Annotated in this window: 17 protein-coding genes and 2 pseudogenes; 11 read left to right on the top strand and 8 right to left on the bottom strand. The window is 67.7% G+C overall.

What is annotated here, in order from left to right:
* Positions 1 to 10: 10 nt before the first annotated feature.
* From ACGFU7_RS42860 to ACGFU7_RS42850, 3 genes are read left to right on the top strand one after another with little or no spacing between them, the layout of a single operon-like run.
* Positions 11 to 1,216 carry a tyrosine-type recombinase/integrase gene (locus tag ACGFU7_RS42860; protein WP_393703703.1) on the top strand — a complete coding sequence of 402 codons (1,206 nt, stop codon included), beginning with the start codon at positions 11 to 13 and terminating at the stop codon, positions 1,214 to 1,216.
* On the top strand, positions 1,209 to 1,685 hold the full coding sequence (locus ACGFU7_RS42855; protein ID WP_393703702.1) for a hypothetical protein: 477 nt from the start codon (positions 1,209 to 1,211) through the stop codon (positions 1,683 to 1,685). Before ACGFU7_RS42860 ends, ACGFU7_RS42855 begins: the two co-directional genes overlap by 8 nt.
* Positions 1,686 to 1,706: 21 nt before the next feature.
* Positions 1,707 to 3,623 (top strand): tyrosine-type recombinase/integrase, encoded by a 1,917-nt coding sequence (locus ACGFU7_RS42850; protein WP_393703700.1) that lies wholly within the window; start codon positions 1,707 to 1,709, stop codon positions 3,621 to 3,623.
* Here the strand turns inward: ACGFU7_RS42850 and ACGFU7_RS42845 are convergent.
* Complete coding sequence (locus tag ACGFU7_RS42845) at positions 3,618 to 4,265, bottom strand: TetR/AcrR family transcriptional regulator (RefSeq protein ID WP_393703698.1); 648 nt, start codon at positions 4,263 to 4,265, stop codon at positions 3,618 to 3,620. The two genes, ACGFU7_RS42850 and ACGFU7_RS42845, sit on opposite strands and share 6 nt — an antisense overlap.
* Before the next feature lie 76 nt (positions 4,266 to 4,341).
* Here ACGFU7_RS42845 and ACGFU7_RS42840 point away from each other — a divergent pair, with 76 nt between their 5' ends.
* Together ACGFU7_RS42840 and ACGFU7_RS42835 are read left to right on the top strand one after the other, a co-directional pair.
* Positions 4,342 to 5,037 (top strand): alpha/beta hydrolase, encoded by a 696-nt coding sequence (locus tag ACGFU7_RS42840; protein ID WP_393703696.1) that lies wholly within the window; start codon positions 4,342 to 4,344, stop codon positions 5,035 to 5,037.
* A 50-nt stretch (positions 5,038 to 5,087) separates the two neighbouring features.
* Positions 5,088 to 5,324, top strand: coding sequence for a hypothetical protein (locus ACGFU7_RS42835; RefSeq protein ID WP_393703694.1), 237 nt, complete (start codon positions 5,088 to 5,090; stop codon positions 5,322 to 5,324).
* Here ACGFU7_RS42835 and ACGFU7_RS42830 read toward each other — a convergent pair.
* Positions 5,312 to 5,713, bottom strand: coding sequence for a winged helix-turn-helix transcriptional regulator (locus ACGFU7_RS42830; RefSeq protein ID WP_393703693.1), 402 nt, complete (start codon positions 5,711 to 5,713; stop codon positions 5,312 to 5,314). The genes ACGFU7_RS42835 and ACGFU7_RS42830 overlap by 13 nt on opposite strands.
* Positions 5,714 to 5,824: 111 nt before the next feature.
* Here ACGFU7_RS42830 and ACGFU7_RS42825 point away from each other — a divergent pair, with 111 nt between their 5' ends.
* Complete coding sequence (locus tag ACGFU7_RS42825) at positions 5,825 to 6,463, top strand: NADPH-dependent F420 reductase (protein ID WP_393703691.1); 639 nt, start codon at positions 5,825 to 5,827, stop codon at positions 6,461 to 6,463.
* A gap of 41 nt (positions 6,464 to 6,504) precedes the next feature.
* Here ACGFU7_RS42825 and ACGFU7_RS42820 read toward each other — a convergent pair whose 3' ends face one another.
* From ACGFU7_RS42820 to ACGFU7_RS42805, 4 genes and pseudogenes are all read right to left on the bottom strand, one after another.
* Positions 6,505 to 6,735 (bottom strand): recombinase, encoded by a 231-nt coding sequence (locus ACGFU7_RS42820; RefSeq protein WP_393703690.1) that lies wholly within the window; start codon positions 6,733 to 6,735, stop codon positions 6,505 to 6,507.
* Between the two features lie 255 nt (positions 6,736 to 6,990).
* Positions 6,991 to 7,539, bottom strand: coding sequence for a GNAT family N-acetyltransferase (locus tag ACGFU7_RS42815; RefSeq protein WP_393703689.1), 549 nt, complete (start codon positions 7,537 to 7,539; stop codon positions 6,991 to 6,993).
* Positions 7,540 to 7,578: 39 nt separating this feature from the next.
* The gene (locus ACGFU7_RS42810; protein WP_393703687.1) at positions 7,579 to 7,929 is read right to left on the bottom strand and encodes a hypothetical protein; all 351 of its coding nucleotides are present in this window, start codon (positions 7,927 to 7,929) and stop codon (positions 7,579 to 7,581) included.
* A 484-nt stretch (positions 7,930 to 8,413) separates the two neighbouring features.
* A pseudogene (locus ACGFU7_RS42805) lies at positions 8,414 to 8,776 on the bottom strand (NUDIX domain-containing protein); the annotation flags it as partial.
* 143 nt (positions 8,777 to 8,919) lie between these two features.
* On the opposite strand from ACGFU7_RS42805, the gene xerC reads away from it, so the two are divergent.
* The 4 genes from xerC (at position 8,920) to ACGFU7_RS42785 (ending at position 14,474) form a co-directional block, all read left to right on the top strand.
* Complete coding sequence (gene xerC, locus ACGFU7_RS42800; protein WP_393703685.1) at positions 8,920 to 10,392, top strand: tyrosine recombinase XerC; 1,473 nt, start codon at positions 8,920 to 8,922, stop codon at positions 10,390 to 10,392.
* Between the two features lie 128 nt (positions 10,393 to 10,520).
* Complete coding sequence (locus ACGFU7_RS42795; RefSeq protein ID WP_393703683.1) at positions 10,521 to 12,137, top strand: hypothetical protein; 1,617 nt, start codon at positions 10,521 to 10,523, stop codon at positions 12,135 to 12,137.
* Complete coding sequence (locus ACGFU7_RS42790; protein ID WP_393703682.1) at positions 12,134 to 13,210, top strand: hypothetical protein; 1,077 nt, start codon at positions 12,134 to 12,136, stop codon at positions 13,208 to 13,210. Before ACGFU7_RS42795 ends, ACGFU7_RS42790 begins: the two co-directional genes overlap by 4 nt.
* Positions 13,211 to 13,370: 160 nt before the next feature.
* Positions 13,371 to 14,474 (top strand): hypothetical protein, encoded by a 1,104-nt coding sequence (locus ACGFU7_RS42785; protein WP_393703680.1) that lies wholly within the window; start codon positions 13,371 to 13,373, stop codon positions 14,472 to 14,474.
* A gap of 85 nt (positions 14,475 to 14,559) precedes the next feature.
* Here the strand turns inward: ACGFU7_RS42785 and ACGFU7_RS42780 are convergent, their stop codons facing one another.
* Both ACGFU7_RS42780 and ACGFU7_RS42775 read right to left on the bottom strand, forming a co-directional pair.
* Positions 14,560 to 14,991 carry a hypothetical protein gene (locus ACGFU7_RS42780; protein ID WP_393703679.1) on the bottom strand — a complete coding sequence of 144 codons (432 nt, stop codon included), beginning with the start codon at positions 14,989 to 14,991 and terminating at the stop codon, positions 14,560 to 14,562.
* A complete protein-coding gene (locus ACGFU7_RS42775; protein WP_393703678.1) occupies positions 14,966 to 15,610 on the bottom strand; it encodes an SMI1/KNR4 family protein in 645 nt (214 codons plus the stop codon). The genes ACGFU7_RS42780 and ACGFU7_RS42775 overlap by 26 nt, the downstream gene beginning before the upstream one ends.
* Positions 15,611 to 15,857: 247 nt before the next feature.
* Between ACGFU7_RS42775 and ACGFU7_RS42770 the strand changes: the two are divergent.
* Positions 15,858 to 16,062: pseudogene (locus tag ACGFU7_RS42770) on the top strand (IS1380 family transposase); the annotation flags it as partial.

Raw genomic sequence — 16,062 nt, 5'->3', positions numbered from 1 at the left:
GGAGTGTGGTGTGGTGGAGGACGTGAGACGTGCCCTGATGGCGGGGAAGCGCTCGGTTCCCGAGGTCGGCGCTGTGGTCACGGGGGCGACGCCCGACCTTCCGTTCGTCGTAGTGGATGCTGACGGCTGCGAGGTCGAGCCGGTCAGTGTCTACTTGCGGGATCTGATGCTGGGGGACGTCAGCCCGCTGACCTGCCGGAGTTACGGGTTCGGGCTGTTGCGGTGGTACCGGCTGCTCTGGTCTCTGCAGATCTCGTGGGACAGCGCCACGGAGGCTGAGGTCGCGGCGCTCGTTGGCTGGCTGCGGGAAGCGCGCAACCCGCAGCGGCTGCGTAGGCGGGACAGTGCGTCTCCGCCTGCGGGGTCGGTGAATCCGAAGACCGGCAAGCCGTCGCTCCGGGAGGGGTACGCGCCGAGCACGATCAACCACAACCTCAGCGTGGTCAGCGGGTTCTATGTGTTTCATGCGCGGTTCGGCGCTGGTCCGGTGGTCAATCCGGTGCCGGCCTCGCGCGGGCGTCGTCAGGCTCTCGCACACCGATCTCCGCTGGAGCCGATGCCGGTGTTCCGGCGGGGCCGGCTGCGGCAGAAGGTGCCGGTACAGGCCCCCCGGTCTATCCCCGACCACCTGTGGGATGAGTTGTTCGCGGGGATGGGCTGCGACCGTGACCGGGCGCTCCTGGAGTTCTACGTCTCCTCCGGGGCCAGGGCGAGCGAATTGCTGGGTGTCGGGCTGGACGACATCGACTGGTCGGGCCAGCTGATATATGTGATCAGCAAGGGCACCCGGATCCGGCAGCCCGTGCCCGCCTCCCCGAACGCTTTCCGCTACCTGGGCAGCTACCTGGCCGCCGACGGGTTACCGGACCCGGGCCAACCGGTGTGGCGCACCCGCCGCGGGGATCCGCGGCCGTTGACATATTGGGCGACGCGCCGCATTCTCCAGCGGGCCAACGACAAGCTCGGCACGAACTGGACCTTGCACGACGCTCGCCACACGGCGGCGGTCAGGATGGCGGGAGACGAGCGACTCACCCTCGCCGAGGTGCAGACGATCTTGCGGCACGCTCACCTCGACACCACCGGTCGCTACCTGACGGCCCGCGTGGAGGACCTGCACGACAAGCTCCAGGAGCACTACACCAAGCCCCGTCCCCAGCGCACCTTCGCCGCCGGGTACGACCCGGAGGACGTCAAGGCGGTGTTCGGTGGCTGAACCCGGCACCCTGACCCAGCCGAGCAGGAAGGGCGTCAGCCGCTTCGTCAGCGTGAACGCCGCAGCCGCCCCAGCTCCCGCGATCCCGCCGCGCCCCCAAGGCGATCTGACACGCGCCTCCGTCGAGGAAATCGCGCAGGCGGTGCGCACGACGTGGCCGACGAAGTCGGCCGACAACCGATGGAACCGAAGCCGTGGCGCCCGGGACCTCCTGCACCACCTGAGCCAGTTCCCGGGCGAGACCTGGCAGGAGCGATGGGAAGCCAGCGGATTCAACCAGGGTGGCAACCCCGTGTCCGTCCTGCGATCGGCACCCCGGGGCAGGAGCCAGATCGGCACCGGCGCTGCCTGCCTGCTGTGTCTGCGGATCATCCAGCCCTCGCTGGAGGCATTCCGGTCGAACACCTTCCTCTACTACGGGCAGCGCTTCCTCGCCGCCCAAAACGACCCGCTGCTGGAGAAGTTCTGAGCCGAGGCCCAGGCCACTTCGGTGAACCCGATTCACCACGCGACCGCGCTGTTCGACATCGCAGTCGCCCTCACCACGCAGGGCATCGCTCTGGCCGACCTGACCCCCGCGGCCTTCCTGCACTACGCGTGGGAGTGCCGCCGTCAAGGACTGGTTCTGGGGGCACGCGGAGCCGGCAGCCGGTTCCCCGGGCACCTGGCCTGGCAGGTGCTCCACACGATGGACCATTTCCCCTCCCATGGGCCGGCGACGCTAAAGGCCGCACTGCTCAACGGGCGGTTGACGGTCGAAGAACTGGTCAACCGCTACAAGATCCGGAATGGCGGGGTCCGGCACCTGCTTATCGCCTATCTGGAACGACGCAAACCCGAACTGGACTATTCGACGCTGGACAACCTGTCCCGTCATCTGGCCAGCAACTTCTGGGCGACCATCGAACAACTCGCCCCCAGCCAGCCCGACCTGCGCATTGACGGCGAGCTCTACCAACGGTGGCGTGACCGGGTCGCGGTCCGCGTGGACGGCAGAGGACGGCGCGACTTCGACCCCATCCTGCGGGCAGTCCGCGCCTTCTACGCCGATCTGCAGGCGTGGGCCGCGGCGGGACCCGAGCAGTGGGCGATCTGGGTGGCGCCCTGTCCGGTCTCCGATGCCGAGGTCCGCGGTTATGGGATCCGTAAACGCCGCGTCAAGGAACGCATGGATGACCGCACCCGGCAAAGGCAACCGCTGTTGAACACTCTCCTGGAACACCTGGAGAACCGGTACGGCCACCTCCGTGACCTCCTTGCTCAGGTCGCGGACGCGGCCGGTGGACAGACCGTCACTCTGGAGGGCCGCACTTACCAGCGCCTGTGGAGCCGGGTGGATGAACGCCGCGTCCGGCTCGGAGGACTGGCAAACGTCCGCGTCCTCGACCTGGAGAGCGGCAAGTACATCAACGTCACCCATGCCGAGGACGCCGCTTTCTGGGAGTGGGCGATCGTTGAGGTCTTGCGGCACTCAGGCGTGCGTATCGAGGAAGCCCTGGAACTCACCCATCTCAGCATCCGGCAGTATCAACGGCCGAACGGCGAGGTCATCGCCTTGCTCGTGGTCGCTCCCTCGAAGAGCGACCGGGAACGCGTCATCCCCATGTCCGCGGAGCTGTTCGCCGTCGTCGCGGCCATCGTCCGCCGCCACACCGCCGGCGGCGGCCGGACCATCCCGCTCCTGTCCCGTTACGACCCGAAGGAACGGCAGAGCAGTCCGGCCATGCCGTTCTTGTTCCAGCGCAAGATCGGCACCAAGCACGAAGTCATGTCAGACACCACCGTGGTGAACATGCTGAAGCGCCGTTGTGTTGAACTCGCCGAACAGCACCCCGGCTTCCTTGCCACCAGCTTCACCCCGCACGACTTCCGCAGGCTCCTGGCCACGGATCTGGTGAACAGCGGGCTCCCGATCCACATCGGAGCGGCCCTACTCGGACATTTGAATCTTCAAACGACTCGTGGTTACGTCGCCGTGTTCAATGAGGACGTGGTCCGGCACTACCAGGGCTTTCTCGACCGGCGCCGTCAAGCCAGGCCGACGGACGAGTACCGGTCGGTCACCGAACCCGAATGGCTCGGTTTCGAGGAGCACTTCGACCAGCGCAAAGTCGAGCTGGGAGGCTGCGCGCGCCCCTACGGGGCCCCTTGCCAGCATGAGCATTCGTGTTTGCGTTGCCCCATGCTCACCATTAATCCGAAGATGCTGCCCCGTCTCGACGAGATCGAGGACGACCTTCTGAGCCGCCGCAGCCGAGCCGCACACGAGGGCTGGCTCGGAGAAGTCGAAGGACTCGACCTCACCCTCACCTTCCTGCAGCAGAAACGAGAACAGTCACAGCGGCTGACCCGCATCGCGCCCGTCAGCCTCGGCATGCCGGGCGTCTGGCCAGAAGGGCCGTCATGAGCCGCTCAGCATCCCCGGCCTCGATGGGGCTGCTACACCGCCCGGCGGGACACCATCTGGGACGAGGAGAACCGCGCCTGAGCGGTAGCCGCTGGACAGGTGCTCGACTGCACCGAGGAAGTCGCGGAAGGCCCGGTCGGTGCGGGTGGTGTCGCCGGTGGCGTCGAGGTCCATGAGGAGACCACGGATGACAGCGAGAACGAGCGTCGCGAGATCCGGCCGACCGATGCTGCGCAGGCCGTCCTCGAGCGGCCCGAGCCAGTCGGTCGTCGCGGTGCGCCGGAAGTTGGGCCACAACTGCTGCTCCGCACTCTCGCGCAGCTGACCGAACATCCGCAGGTACGGCTGCCCGTCCGGGCCGGTGATGGAGGTCCAGGCGCGGTTCAGGGTGGCCGTGTACGGCTCGTCGGGTCGCACTCGCAGGAGGTCGCCGAATGTGTCGAGCTGACGTTGCCGTGCGTGCCCGAGGACGGCCCGCAGCAGCGCGTCGCGGGTGCCGAAGTGATAAATCAGCATGCGGGCTGAGGTGCCGGTGGCGGTGGCCAGCGGCTCGAGCCGGTCGGGGAGGCCGTGCGCGAGGGCGTGATCAGCGCAGGCATCGAGCAGCCTCTCCTTGATGTGCGGTTCCGGTCGTCTACCCACGACCCTACTTTTTCACGTAACGGCTACTACGTCTATCGTCGGCAGGGGAGCAGTCACGGCAGACGTGGAGGTAGCGATGAGGGTCGTGTTCGTGCATGGGGCGTGCGTGCGGGACGGGTCGTGGTGGTGGCACCGCACCGCCGGGCTGCTGCAGGAGCGAGGGGTGCCGAGCGTGGCCCCGGCGCTGCCGAGCTGCGGCGAGGCGGGTCTGCCCGGCGGCGTCGGCGGTCCGGGACTGCCCGAGGATGTTGCCGCGGTGCGGCAGGTGCTGCAGGACAGCGACGAGCCGACCATCGTGGTCGCCCACAGCTACGGCGGCATCATCACCGGGGAAGCCGCCGCGGGCATCGGGTCGGTGCGCCACCTGCTGCTGGTCTCCAGCTACCTGCCCGAGGTCGGGCAGAGCCTGTCGGAGTTCGGGGACGGCAGCCCCGCCCCGTTTCTCGACGTTGACCCCGACGCCGGCACATTCGGGGTCCGCCCCGAGCTGCTCGTGGATACATTCCTGCAGGACTGCGACCCCGAGGTCCAGGCGCAGGCGGCGGCCCACCTCGCCCGGCAGAGCGTGCAGGTGACCGGGCAGCCGGTCGGGGCGGCCGCATGGCAGCAGTTGCCCTCTACGTACCTCGTCTGCGCCCAGGACCGGGGCACCCCGCCGCGGCTGCAGCGCGAGTTCGCCCGCCGGGCCGACAGCGTCGTCGAACTCGACGCCGGCCACCACCCGTTCCTGTCCCAGCCCGCCGCGGTCCGGGACCTGCTGCTGAGCCTGTGACGGCAGCCGCGGACGAGCCGGGTCGGCGATCAGAAGGCCAGGAGACCGTCGTGAGTGCCGAGGAAGAACTGCTGTCAAGGGCCTACCTGGCCTACAACGGGCAGGACGTCGACGGCCTGCTACTCAACCGTATCCGCCCGATTTTCGGCGAGTACTACGGAGACCCCGAGACGGCCGACGACTTGACTGGTGCAGAGAAGCCACCTTCTCTGCACCAGTCAAGTCGGCGCCGAGGTGATCAGGACCGGGTCGGGCGAATGTCGGGGCTGGTCATTCAATGTTGCTGAGCATCGTGCACCTCGCGAGCGACATCGATCTGTTCGATGTTTTGCTCGGCCCAACGCGTCACGGCCTGCATGACGGGCACCAGGCTCTGCCCCAGCGGGCTGAGCGCATAGTCCACGCGTACCGGCACGGCCGGGGTGACGGTGCGAGAGACCAGACCATCACGTTCGAGGCGACGCAAAGTCTGCGTGAGCATCTTCTGACTTGCCCCTGCAATCGCACGAGCCAGCTCGCCATAGCGGCGAGGACCCTCGGCCAGCTCCTTGAAGATGAGAGCGACCCACTTCTCGCCAATGCGGTCCAGCAGCCGGTTGGTCGGGCAACTGGTGAAGCGGGCCTGGTGCGAGATACGAGCCTCGGCATGTCGTTGAGCGGCGGTGCGCGTGGTCATGGCATCCCTTCGCGTGCGCTGGCCACCTTGAAGTGCGTACTCCCTCTCAACCGTAGCGCCGCCTAACTTCACTCATGAGCAATCCCTGTCTGATCAAGGAGCGAACAGACCATGACGACGATCACCGTCCTCGGCTCCGGCAACGTGGCCCGGGCCCTCGCCGGCAAACTGCACGACGCAGGGCACAAGGTCATCGTGGGTTCCCGAGACCCGCAGAAGACAGCCGCCGATTGGGCCGGTTCCGGAATACGCGTCACGGGCCTGCAGGACGCTGCCGGTTCGGCCGAGGTGGTCATCAACGCCACGCCCGGCTCGGCGTCGCTGGATCTGCTCACCGGCCTTGCGGCACAGCTGACGGGCAAGGTCCTGGTCGACATCGCCAACGCCAACGAACTCGACTCCGCCGGCTTCGCATCGGTGCCCCTGCATCCGGGCAGCAGCCTCGCCGAGGAGATTCAGCAGGCGCTACCCGACGTACGCGTGGTGAAGGCCCTCAACACCATGCACGACTCGGTCATGGCCGACCCGGCCAAACTGACCATCAGTCCCTCCGCCTTCGTGTCCGGCAACGATGCCGGCGCCAAGAAGGTCGTCGGCGGTCTGCTTGCCGACCTGGGCTGGCCGCCAGAGTGGATCATCGACCTCGGAGACGTGAAGACCGCCCGGGTGCCCGAGGCGTTCGTGCTGATGGTCAGCAGCCTTGTCCGTGCGCTGGGACCAGTGCCCTTCGGCATGGCCATCGCTCGATGAGACACGGAAGAGCCGACTCCGCCTGCTCGGCCTTCAACCTCTCAAGGAAGCCGTCGAGCAGGTCTTGAGATGCCCGGCATGCCAAGCTCGACCGGCGCGATGCGGGCGAGTCGCTGGCTCTCTTCGCGCTTTTGCCGCAGGAATGTGAGGGTGAGGTCGATGCCCTCGATCTCCCCACGCCAGCCTTCTTGCTCGGCACGGCTGCGGCGGCTCAGAAGGTCGTTCTCGATCTCGTCGAGGCGAGGGAGCATCTTGGGGCTGATGTTGAGCATGGGACAACGCAGACATGAATGCTCATGCTGGCAGGGACTTCCACAGGGGCGGGCGCACCCGCCCAGCTCGACTTTGCGCAGATCGAAGTGCTCCTCGAACCCGGACCATTCGGATTCAGTGACGGGCCGGTACTCGTCCGTCGGCCTGTTCTGACGACGTCGGTCGAGAAATCCCTGGTAGTGACGGACTACGTCCTCATTGAACACGGCTAATGGTGGAGTCGGGTATTGGAACTCCCGGAATACCCCCCGCGCTCAGAGGGGATCGAGGAGCATCAGGACCTCGTCCCGGGTGTCGTCGGGCGCGAGGCGGAGGGCCCCGGGCCAGCGACCGACCTCACGCCATCCGAGTCGGCTGTAGAAGTCCTCCAGCCCCTCTTCTCCCCGGGCAGCAAGATGGAGCTGTTCGATCCCCAAGTCGTTGCGGGCTATCTTCCGCAGCTCACGCATGAGGGCGGAGCCGACACCGCGTCCGCGGAACTCGGGGTGGGTCTGAAGGTGGTTGACCGTGCCCCAGTGCCCGATGAGCCGGTAGGGATCGCGGTTGAGGACAACCCATCCGGCAAGAACGTCGTCGAATCTGGCGGTGATGAGTCGGCTGTGTTGCGGGTGGAGACGGCCGAGGAGCTTGTCCGCGACTGGTGCGACGTCGTTGTCTTGGACGGGTGGGAAGGGGAATCCGGCGGCACCGCCCGAGTTGGTGACCGCGATCCAGCAGCCGATCAGCTGGCGTCGGAGTTCGGGAGTGACCTCGTGGGCGTCGGTGATCTGAGCGAGGTCGGGCATGCTTTCCGGCGTTGTCATGAGAAGCAGCATGTCAGCGGGGTCTGACATCGGGACGGGTCAGGCTTCCGAGTTTCGGCGGCTGACCTCGGCCGCGTAGGCGCCCCAGTCGCCGGCGGCAGCTCGCTGCCATTTGACGGCGACGGTGATGTCGATGCCGAGAGTGCGGGCGAGGACCGCGGCGGGCAGTTCGGTGGCGAGCTGGAACAGTGCGGTCGAACGGGCTTCCGCGAGGCGGATGCCGAGTTTGCGGAGTCGCTCGCCCATGGCCCAGGCACTGATCGGTCGGCCGGGCTGGCCGCCGGGAAAGAGCCAGGGTGACTCTGTCCAGCCAAGGACGGCATGGCTGCGGCGAATCGCGACCTGGCGGAGGGCCAGTTCGGCGACGGGCGCGGGAAGCTCGACCGGCACGGCGCCGAGGCGGATGCGGACGGCTCCGCCGGTAGCAACAGCAGTGCGGCAAGGCGGTATTCGGGCTTGAGGGCGTCGTCGTGCAGCAGGCGTCGGGCGGTGTCCCAGCGGGCTTCGTCGTCCATCGGCTGTGAGGGGCCGTTCCATCGCTCGGCCGGGAAGGTGAGATCCCGGGTAATCTTCTGGGCGAGTGCCCAGCGCACGAAGTGGCATGCCTCCTGGCGTAGGCGGGCGTCATCGCTGGTCGTCCAGCGTTCAAGATCGGTCTGGTGACAGGTGGCAAGGGTCAGGTTCTGGCCCTCGAGCCAGTTCAGGAAATAGACGGCCGCCCGCAGATGCTGCCGCGCGATCTGCAGCTGGTAGTACGTGGTCTCCTTGCCGCGGCTGCGGCGGCGGAGCCGACGCAGAAGGTGCCACGTCGCGTACCGGTGCAGGTTTTTCCGTCCCTCGGTCGTCGCGTGGGAGGCGACGAGGTTGAAGTCGTGGCCGCGCTGAGGATGTCGGCGTGGTCGAACGCCAACCGTTCCGGCAGGTCGCCCAGGGGCCACCAGCGGGCGGTGCGGGCGTCGTCTCCGGCGGTGATCGGGGTGTCGGCGGGAACGACAGCCACGTACGCGGCGGTGACTTACCTGCCGCGCGGGTCGCGATGGGGCTGGTCCCAGACGCCGATCTGACGGAGGTCGTCGGCGGTCACGTGGACGCCGGTCTCCTCAGCCAGTTCCCGGGCGGCCGCCGCACGGCTCGTCTCCCCGGGGTCGACGTGGCCACCGGGCAATGCCCAGGCGCCCTCGTGCGGCGGCCAGTCCCGCTCGATCAGCAGGACGTCGCCGCCGGGTGTCAGGGCCACACGGCGTCGCCGGTCGCGGCCTGGTCACCGGCATCGTCTTCCCTGTTAGGTCTGCGTGTTGAAGCGGGTCGAGCGAGGGTGGGTTCGTGACTGGATGGCGTACGTACTGGGTGCCGCAGCGCCGCTGTGTGAGGTCCGAGCGAGTGCCCGCCTTGGTGGGGTGGGAGGATCTCGCGGCGCGTGAGCAGCGTGCCGGAGTCCATCTAGGGGATCCGATTCTTCTGTCGCCCGACTACCGGGTCGATGAAGCGCTGAGTCTGTATCTGTGCCGTTCGTCGTTCGCTCGTCTCGCGCCGGAGACGAAGCGGAACTACACGGCTGACTACTGCCTGTTCTTCGACTTCCTCTGGGGGAGGGGGAAGGCTTGGACTGAGGCGACGTCGGACGATTTGTGGGACTTCGAGGACTGGCGCACTCGATCGCCGCGCAACCCCCGCAGGGTCGGTGGTTCGCGATGGAACCGTGGGCTGGCTGCGCTGACCCGTCTGTACGACTGGGCGGTTCGCAGTGCGTACGTATCGGTGAACCCGGTCGCGACGCGGCCGATGCTTGGCCGCTACGGCGAGATGGTCAGCGTGCCGGTGGCGCGGGCGAAGAACGCGAGAGCCAGTGAGGTGCACTGGCTGACGCCTCGGGCCTTTCGCCGGTGGGTGGATGTCGGGCTGCGCGGTCATGGTGTTGACGGACGTCCTTCGTTGGAGTGGAAGGGGCGGTTGGAAGACCGGAATGCTGCCTTCGCTGATCTGCTGTTCTCCTCCGGTGCGCGGTTGACCGAGGGGGCCTCGTTGCTCACGTTCGAGGTCCCGGCCTTGGCGCTGGAGGGCGGCCGTTACTACGTGGGCCGGCTTGCGCGGCAAATGACGAAATCGAAAAGAGCTCGGACGTTCTACGTCTCTTCGCCGGTGGTGGGCGAGGTCGAGGGCTACGTGGAGTCGTCCAGGGCGCGCGTGGTGCGGCGGGCGCAGGCGCAGGGCCGGTATCAGCGTCTGGCGGCTTGGCGGCTGGTGACGCACCAGACGGGAGGGCGGCGTCGGCTGATGCACTGGCGTGATCAGGACGGGTTGGAGGGGCAGACGGCGTTGGCAGAGGCGACGGTCGAGGATCGAATGAGCCTTCTTACCAAGGGGCCAGCGGGGCCAGAGCCGTTGTGGTTGTGGCTGAGCGAGTCGGGCCTGCCCTTTCACCCGTCGTCGTGGGAGGGCGTCTTCAGAGCGGGAAACACCCGGTGCCAACGGGTAATGGAACCGCAAACGGCCGCTCCGCCGTTTTGCACGCCCCACATGTGCCGGCACAGTTTCGCGCTGTGCATGCTCGTGGTCCTCAACCACGTCATGGACCGGCGGATGGGCCTCACGGCGGAGGAACGGCGGGACTTCAGGCTGCTGTACGGCGACCCGTGGCGGATGGTGCAAGATCTGCTCGGCCACGCCCAGTTGGAGACGACGCGGGCCATCTATCTGGCGCCCGTCGCCGATCTTCAACTGCGTTCCCTGCTGGCCGACGTCGCACCCGTGCACGGGCCCGGCGGCGAGATGGAACTGACCGAGCTCTTCACGCGCCTCGCTCGCGAGAGCGCTGGGATCCAGGACCTGGACGAGAAGCTGGCGGCGCGATGAGCCGGCACGGCCGGCCGGCTGCCCAGCCGCAGCACGACCATCGCCGCCCGCCGCTGATTGTGGAGCAGGGGCTCCTTGTGCGTCACCGGAACAGGCAGGGACGGGTTGTCACCTATGATTTCGCCACCTTGCCGGTCGCGGTCCCGTTTCAGCGGTCCCTCGCGGCGCTGTTCGCCGCCAAGTGTGCGCCCGGCGGCGGCTGGGACAGCCTCAAGACCAGCGACGCCGCATGGTGGGTGCTCCGACCGTTCGCGGAGTTCCTGAGTGCGTACGAGGGTGCCCCGCGGGACGTCGAGGGCATGACGGCTGCGCTGTGGAACACATGGCGCCTCAGCCTCGAACCACGCCCCAACGGCTACAACAAGCACTCGACGGTAGCCGGGCTGCTCCAGCAGGACCCGCGGCTACCCCAGCCCGTACGCGAGGCGATGGCCAAACGCTTCACCTGGACCTCGGCAGGTGAACGGGCCTATGAACCTGATGAGTTCCGCACGATCCGGCTTGCAGCGCGGCGGTCGTTTCGTGCCGCACTGCTACGGATCCGGGAGAACGCGGCCCGCCTGGAATCCTGGAGATCGGGAGAGGTCGACCCGGGCGGCGAGCAGTGGCTGCTGGGCGAGGCCCTCGACGTACTGGCCCGCACAGGCAACGTTCCGCAGGTTCCGCTGAAGACCGGTCGCGGAATGCGGCCGGTCTATCGCTTCCGTGCGGTGCTGGGCGGCACGGGTTCTGTGCACACGTGGAAGCGGCTCTTCCTCGGCCGCAATGAGGCCGCCGCGCTCAGCGTGCTCATCGCAGCGGAACTCGGACTGAACCCGACCACGATCTCCGAGCTGCCAGTACCTCAGCTGATGCCCAATCCTGCGGGGTCCACGGGGCTGCTCTACCGGCTTGCGCTGGAGAAGCGGCGCCGTGGCGGCCGTGGCCGGTTCGAGAGCCGCAACATCGCCGACACCGGAGCCGACAGCCCCGGCCGCATCCTGAGCGAGGCGCTGGAAGCCACTGCCCCCGCGCGGGCCGTGCTGGCCGCGGGCGAAGCGGGACCCGACCGGCTTCTGGTCTGGCACGAAACCGCACCCCACCAGGTGCAGAACTACCCAGGTGCCTTCCGGATCGGCTCGTTCGGCTTCGGCGCGGACGAGCGAGCCACCGGGGACTGGGCCCGGTCAGTTGGCTTGACCGGCTCTCCGATGCGGCGCATCCGCCGGACCGTGAACGTGCTGCACCGGCGCGAGCCCGGCCAGAACAGCCAGGACACCCACGACCGCGTGTACGTACTGCCCGAGCCGCAGGTGCAGGAGGCCGCTGTCCCGGTCATCACCGAAGCCGCCCTGGACGCCGTGCGCGCCGCGCGGCGCACCATCCTGCAAGCCCGCATCACCGATCGCCCGCCGCAGAGTGGCCACGAGACGGCGACGGCCGGGTGCGCCGACTACACGCACAGCCCCTTCACTCCCGGCGGCGACAGCTGCACGGCGTCCTTCCTGCTCTGCACCGCCTGCCCCAACGCCCGCGTCACCCCCGCTCACCACGCCCGCCTGGTCTACCTGCACCAAGCCCTGACCGGCCTGCGCACGGCGGTGGAGGCTTCCATCTGGGAAGCGGACTGGGCCGATGCCCACGCCCGGCTGACGGACCTGCGAAACCGCCTCGGGGCCGCAGTCTGGGCAACCGCTGTGAACGCGATCCCCGCCCAGGACCGCGCCGTTGTCGACCAGCTCCTGAACGGGGACCTTGACCTGTGACCATTCCCTCCGCCTCCCTCCCGACATTGCCCGGCCGGCACACGCAGGCCATTGCTCCGTCGCTGGTCGTCAGCGGCTACGCGGGCTCCGTCGCCACCTACGGTGCCCCGGTGTGGCCCCTCGATCCGTTGAGCGCCAATCCGAGCGCCGACCGCAAACAGCTGTACTGGGACCGATTCCCTGCAGACAGCAGGGAAGAGTTCCGGCTGCTGGCCTGGGTAATGATCAACAACCCCTTGCCGGACTGGTTCCTGGTGGGATGGCCGGCCTGGCACTCCCGGCTGAGCGCGACGATGCTCTACGGCGCCGTCCTGGAGTGGCGGACCTTCGCGACGTGGCTGCACAGCCGTGGCGTGGCCAGCCTGGCCGCGTGCCCGGAGACTGCTTTCGGAGAGTACGCGCGGCACGCTGCCGAGCGCCTGGGGGCCAGCCGGGCCACCGTCACCAGAACGCTCAGTGCCCTGACCCGGCTGTGGGCCTTCGATGCGGTCAGCCCCGTCGCGCTGGGAGTCGCCAGTCCCCCCTGGGTGAGGGAGGGCGTGGACGATTACCTGCCCGCCCAGACATCCCGGGGCGAGAACGCCACCGAGCCAATCACCCCGGCTACCATGGGGCCGCTGCTCATCTGGGCGCTGCGCATGGTCGACGACTTCGCCCACGACATCCTCGCCGCCTGGGCAGAGAGCCAACGTGTCACCGACCTCGCCGATGCAACGGTCGGCACGCCGACATCCAAGGCCCGCCTGAAGCGATACCTGGAAGACCTGACAAGCAGGGGTGAGCCGGTCCCCAGCCGGCAGATGTTCGGCCGAACCATGATCAGCTCCCGGTACATCGCCGCCGGGGTCGGCTGTTCGACCAGCCTCACCGTTGATGGTGACTGCCCGGGCTCCGTTGGGGGTGGGGTGGTGGACGATGATCGGCGCGCTCATGGAATCAGGGTGCTCCGACTCGGCTGCTGGTGCCCGCCGGACGGGGCCCGGAGAAGGCAGGTCTGCCCGGATGCGGGTGTGCACGTGAGGCGTGAGGATCGATACGGGCGGGGGGCCGGTCGCTCCTGGTCTGTCTCCTAGTCGGCGGCCGGGCCGCCTCCCAGCAGCCCAGGGGGTCCAGGAGGTGCGTATGCCGTCGACGATCTGGACCGGTGCCATCAGCTTTGGCCTGGTCACTTCGCTGAACTGAGCCAGTCCAGCTCCGCCTGTGAGCCTGTCCGCCCTTAAATAGGGTGAGCGGATGCTGCACACACTTCCTCCTCTGATCCCCGAGACGACGGCACTGTCCGTCGCCGGAGCCGGACTCCACCGGTACGAGATGGGTTCGGCGCTCATCGTGGCGGGGGCGGCTGCGACCGTGGTCATCGTTGAGGCTGGCGACAGTCCGGGGGCGAGCGGCGTTCAGGACTCCACGAAAGTGCTGCTGCGTGGGGACACGGTTCCGGGGCTCTACCCACGGTTCGATATCGAAGCTCCGCTACCCATCCGCCTGTTCGCGCGTATGGATGGTGGCTGTCTCTCCTTGGGCGCCGCGCGGTGCAGGGGGCTGTCGGACCCTGCCAACTTCGACTATGCCGCATTAGAGCTCGACCAGCCGCTGACCCGCGAGATGCTGGACGTGGTCCGCCCGGTCCCGGCACCTGGTCTGGTGCCGGATGTGGACTGGGTCGACCACGTAGACGCGGATCCGATCCGGGCTCTGGAGTCGTTCGCCCTCGGTTGGTTCCCCGCCGAGCAGCCGGAGCCAGCCGAGGAAGGGAACGAGGTGGGCGAACTGGGCATCCTCCCTGAGGCGTTGGTCGCTTTCCACCGCTTGGCCCGCTTCCGCCCGGCACTCCACAGGTTCCATGACTCGGTGCTGGAGCAGCCCAGGCGCGCTTCCGGACCGTTCGGCGACCGGCTGGTCTTCGCCGTGCAGGACGGGGCCGGCATGGACTGGTCCATCCCGTGGCTGCTGGAGGGACCAGGCGCAGTCGATCCCCGCGTGTGGTGCACCGATGATCCCTGTGCTCTGGAGCCGGAGGCGTTCATCGAAGAGGAGCCGTTGAGCCGGTTCCTCCTGCAGTTCACCCTCTACGAAGCCACGATTGCCGCCCCCTACCAGGCATGGACCTACTGCATGCCGCCCGCGCGTCTGGACACGTTGTGGAGCAAGCTGCGGCCCATACCCCTGAGCCCATTTCTACCGACCTACACTGCGGAGAAGCTCTTCGTGGCCCCAGGGCTGCTGATGTCAGCCAGCATGGACGAGAACGAGGCGGTCGTGGCTTTCGGCGCACTCCACCGCGCGACCCTGACGCCATTACTTGAGCACGGATTCCGCTGGTCCCGCTTTGATGGGTGAGGCGCATACCCGTGGCGGGCCGCCGGCACTGGTGGTTCATCCCGTGATGCGAAGGAATTAGTTCGTATTGCACCGCGTACGCACATTAGGGCTTCTTCCTCGGGGTGGGCAGGCCCAGGTTCACCGGTCCGCCGAGCTGTACGGCGTCGATCTGACTGATCTTGGAGTCTGCGCCAGCCAGGCTGACGCGGAGTCCTTCGATCTCGCCCAGCCAGCCCTCACTCTCAGCTTCGGCGATGCGGTCGATGAGGTTCTCCCGGATCTCCACCAGTCGACCGCGCTGGGCACGGTCGGGGCGTAGGAGTGAGCAGCGGACACAGGCGTGTTCGTGGATGCAAGCGGTGCCGTAGGCGCGGGCGCAGGTGCCGACGGAGAGTTTGCGGCGTTCGAAGTGGCCGAGGAAGTCTTCCCATTCGGCGTCGGTCGGGGTGCGGTACTCCTCGGCGGGGCGCAGAGCTCGGCGGCGGGAGATGAACGCACGATGGGCCTCGTCATGACCGATGCAAAGTCCGGTCAATGCGCAGCGGTATAAAGTCCCAGTACAGCCTCTGCTCCTCGTCCACTACGGGCATGTAGTCGTTGAGGGGCTGGTTAGTCTCGAGAGACGTGGCGATCGTCTCCATGAGCACCGGCAGAGACGTCCACATCTCGCGTGATCCACGCATAATGCCTTCCGTGGCCTCAGCGTCGTGGACGCGCCCCCGGTCGATCTCGGGACGCTGGTCCAGTACGAGGTAACCCCCGCCGACGTCCCGCGCGATGGGGATCAACTGCGGATGTCCGTACAGGACGTGGCTGGCCCCGATCTTCATGAAGTCGTAGTCCACCTCCTCTCCTTCCTCGTCCGCCGTACGCTTGTCGTAGAAGCGGGTGAAGAGTTGCCACTCATCCGCTATCTCGCGTGCACTCATCGGTCTGTAGAACCCTGGCAGCAGCGAGAATCGCTGGTCGAGGAGATCGTCGTGCCGCAACAGTGACATCGCCAAGGGCTTCAGCAGTGGCCGGCCGATGACGCGTTCGGCTGCGGCGATGTCCGCCGGATCCGCGGGCGGCGCCAGCGCGGCGTAGGACGCCGGGGCATGCTCGGCCAGCCAGTTCTCGATTCGCGTCCACGACTCACTGATCGGTGCTGTCATGGCACGGCATCCTGCCACCTGGTGCTGACAACCTCCGGGGAACACCCAGACTGTGGCCGTGCCCCCGATACATCCGACTGGGGCCGTCTCTGGGCCGTGCGAGGGGACTCCACGATAACAGGCGACGACACCCGCTGACCGCTAACCTCGGCGTTTCGGTTGGTGTGAGGCCAGTTGCTGGCCGGGAACGCGAAAGTGCCTTCTGAGCTGGGACGATGAACCTTGTCGAGGGGTTCTGTCGGTCCAGGTGGAAGGCACTTTCTGCGTGCAGGGTATCGGTTTGCGTCCCAGGCTTCATGTCTCCGCCGACGGTGCGGGGGTGGTCGGGCCACGGCTACTGGCTGATCTCGCCGACGCCACCGGACTGACCAGCGCGTACTCCACCGCGCTGAGGCCGCTTCGGCCACGTGGCACCGGCCATGACCCAGGCAGGATCGCGACCGGCCTCGCGG

Origin of the sequence: Streptomyces sp. NPDC048473 (assembly GCF_043200155.1) — a bacterium.
Classification (GTDB): Bacteria; Actinomycetota; Actinomycetes; order Streptomycetales; family Streptomycetaceae; genus Streptomyces.
Note: the sequence above shows the minus strand (reverse complement) of the source record. Positions and strands in the feature narration are given on the sequence as shown.

Bases quoted from the DNA above. Each gene is read 5' to 3' on its own strand.
- ACGFU7_RS42840 (WP_393703696.1), top strand. From the start codon at position 4,342: ATGAGGGTCGTGTTCGTGCATGGGGCGTGCGTGCGGGACGGGTCGTGG.
- ACGFU7_RS42830 (WP_393703693.1), bottom strand. From the start codon at position 5,713: ATGACCACGCGCACCGCCGCTCAACGACATGCCGAGGCTCGTATCTCG.
- ACGFU7_RS42825 (WP_393703691.1), top strand. From the start codon at position 5,825: ATGACGACGATCACCGTCCTCGGCTCCGGCAACGTGGCCCGGGCCCTC.
- ACGFU7_RS42820 (WP_393703690.1), bottom strand. From the start codon at position 6,735: ATGCTCAACATCAGCCCCAAGATGCTCCCTCGCCTCGACGAGATCGAG.
- ACGFU7_RS42815 (WP_393703689.1), bottom strand. From the start codon at position 7,539: ATGACAACGCCGGAAAGCATGCCCGACCTCGCTCAGATCACCGACGCC.
- ACGFU7_RS42785 (WP_393703680.1), top strand. From the start codon at position 13,371: ATGCTGCACACACTTCCTCCTCTGATCCCCGAGACGACGGCACTGTCC.
- ACGFU7_RS42775 (WP_393703678.1), bottom strand. From the start codon at position 15,610: ATGACAGCACCGATCAGTGAGTCGTGGACGCGAATCGAGAACTGGCTG.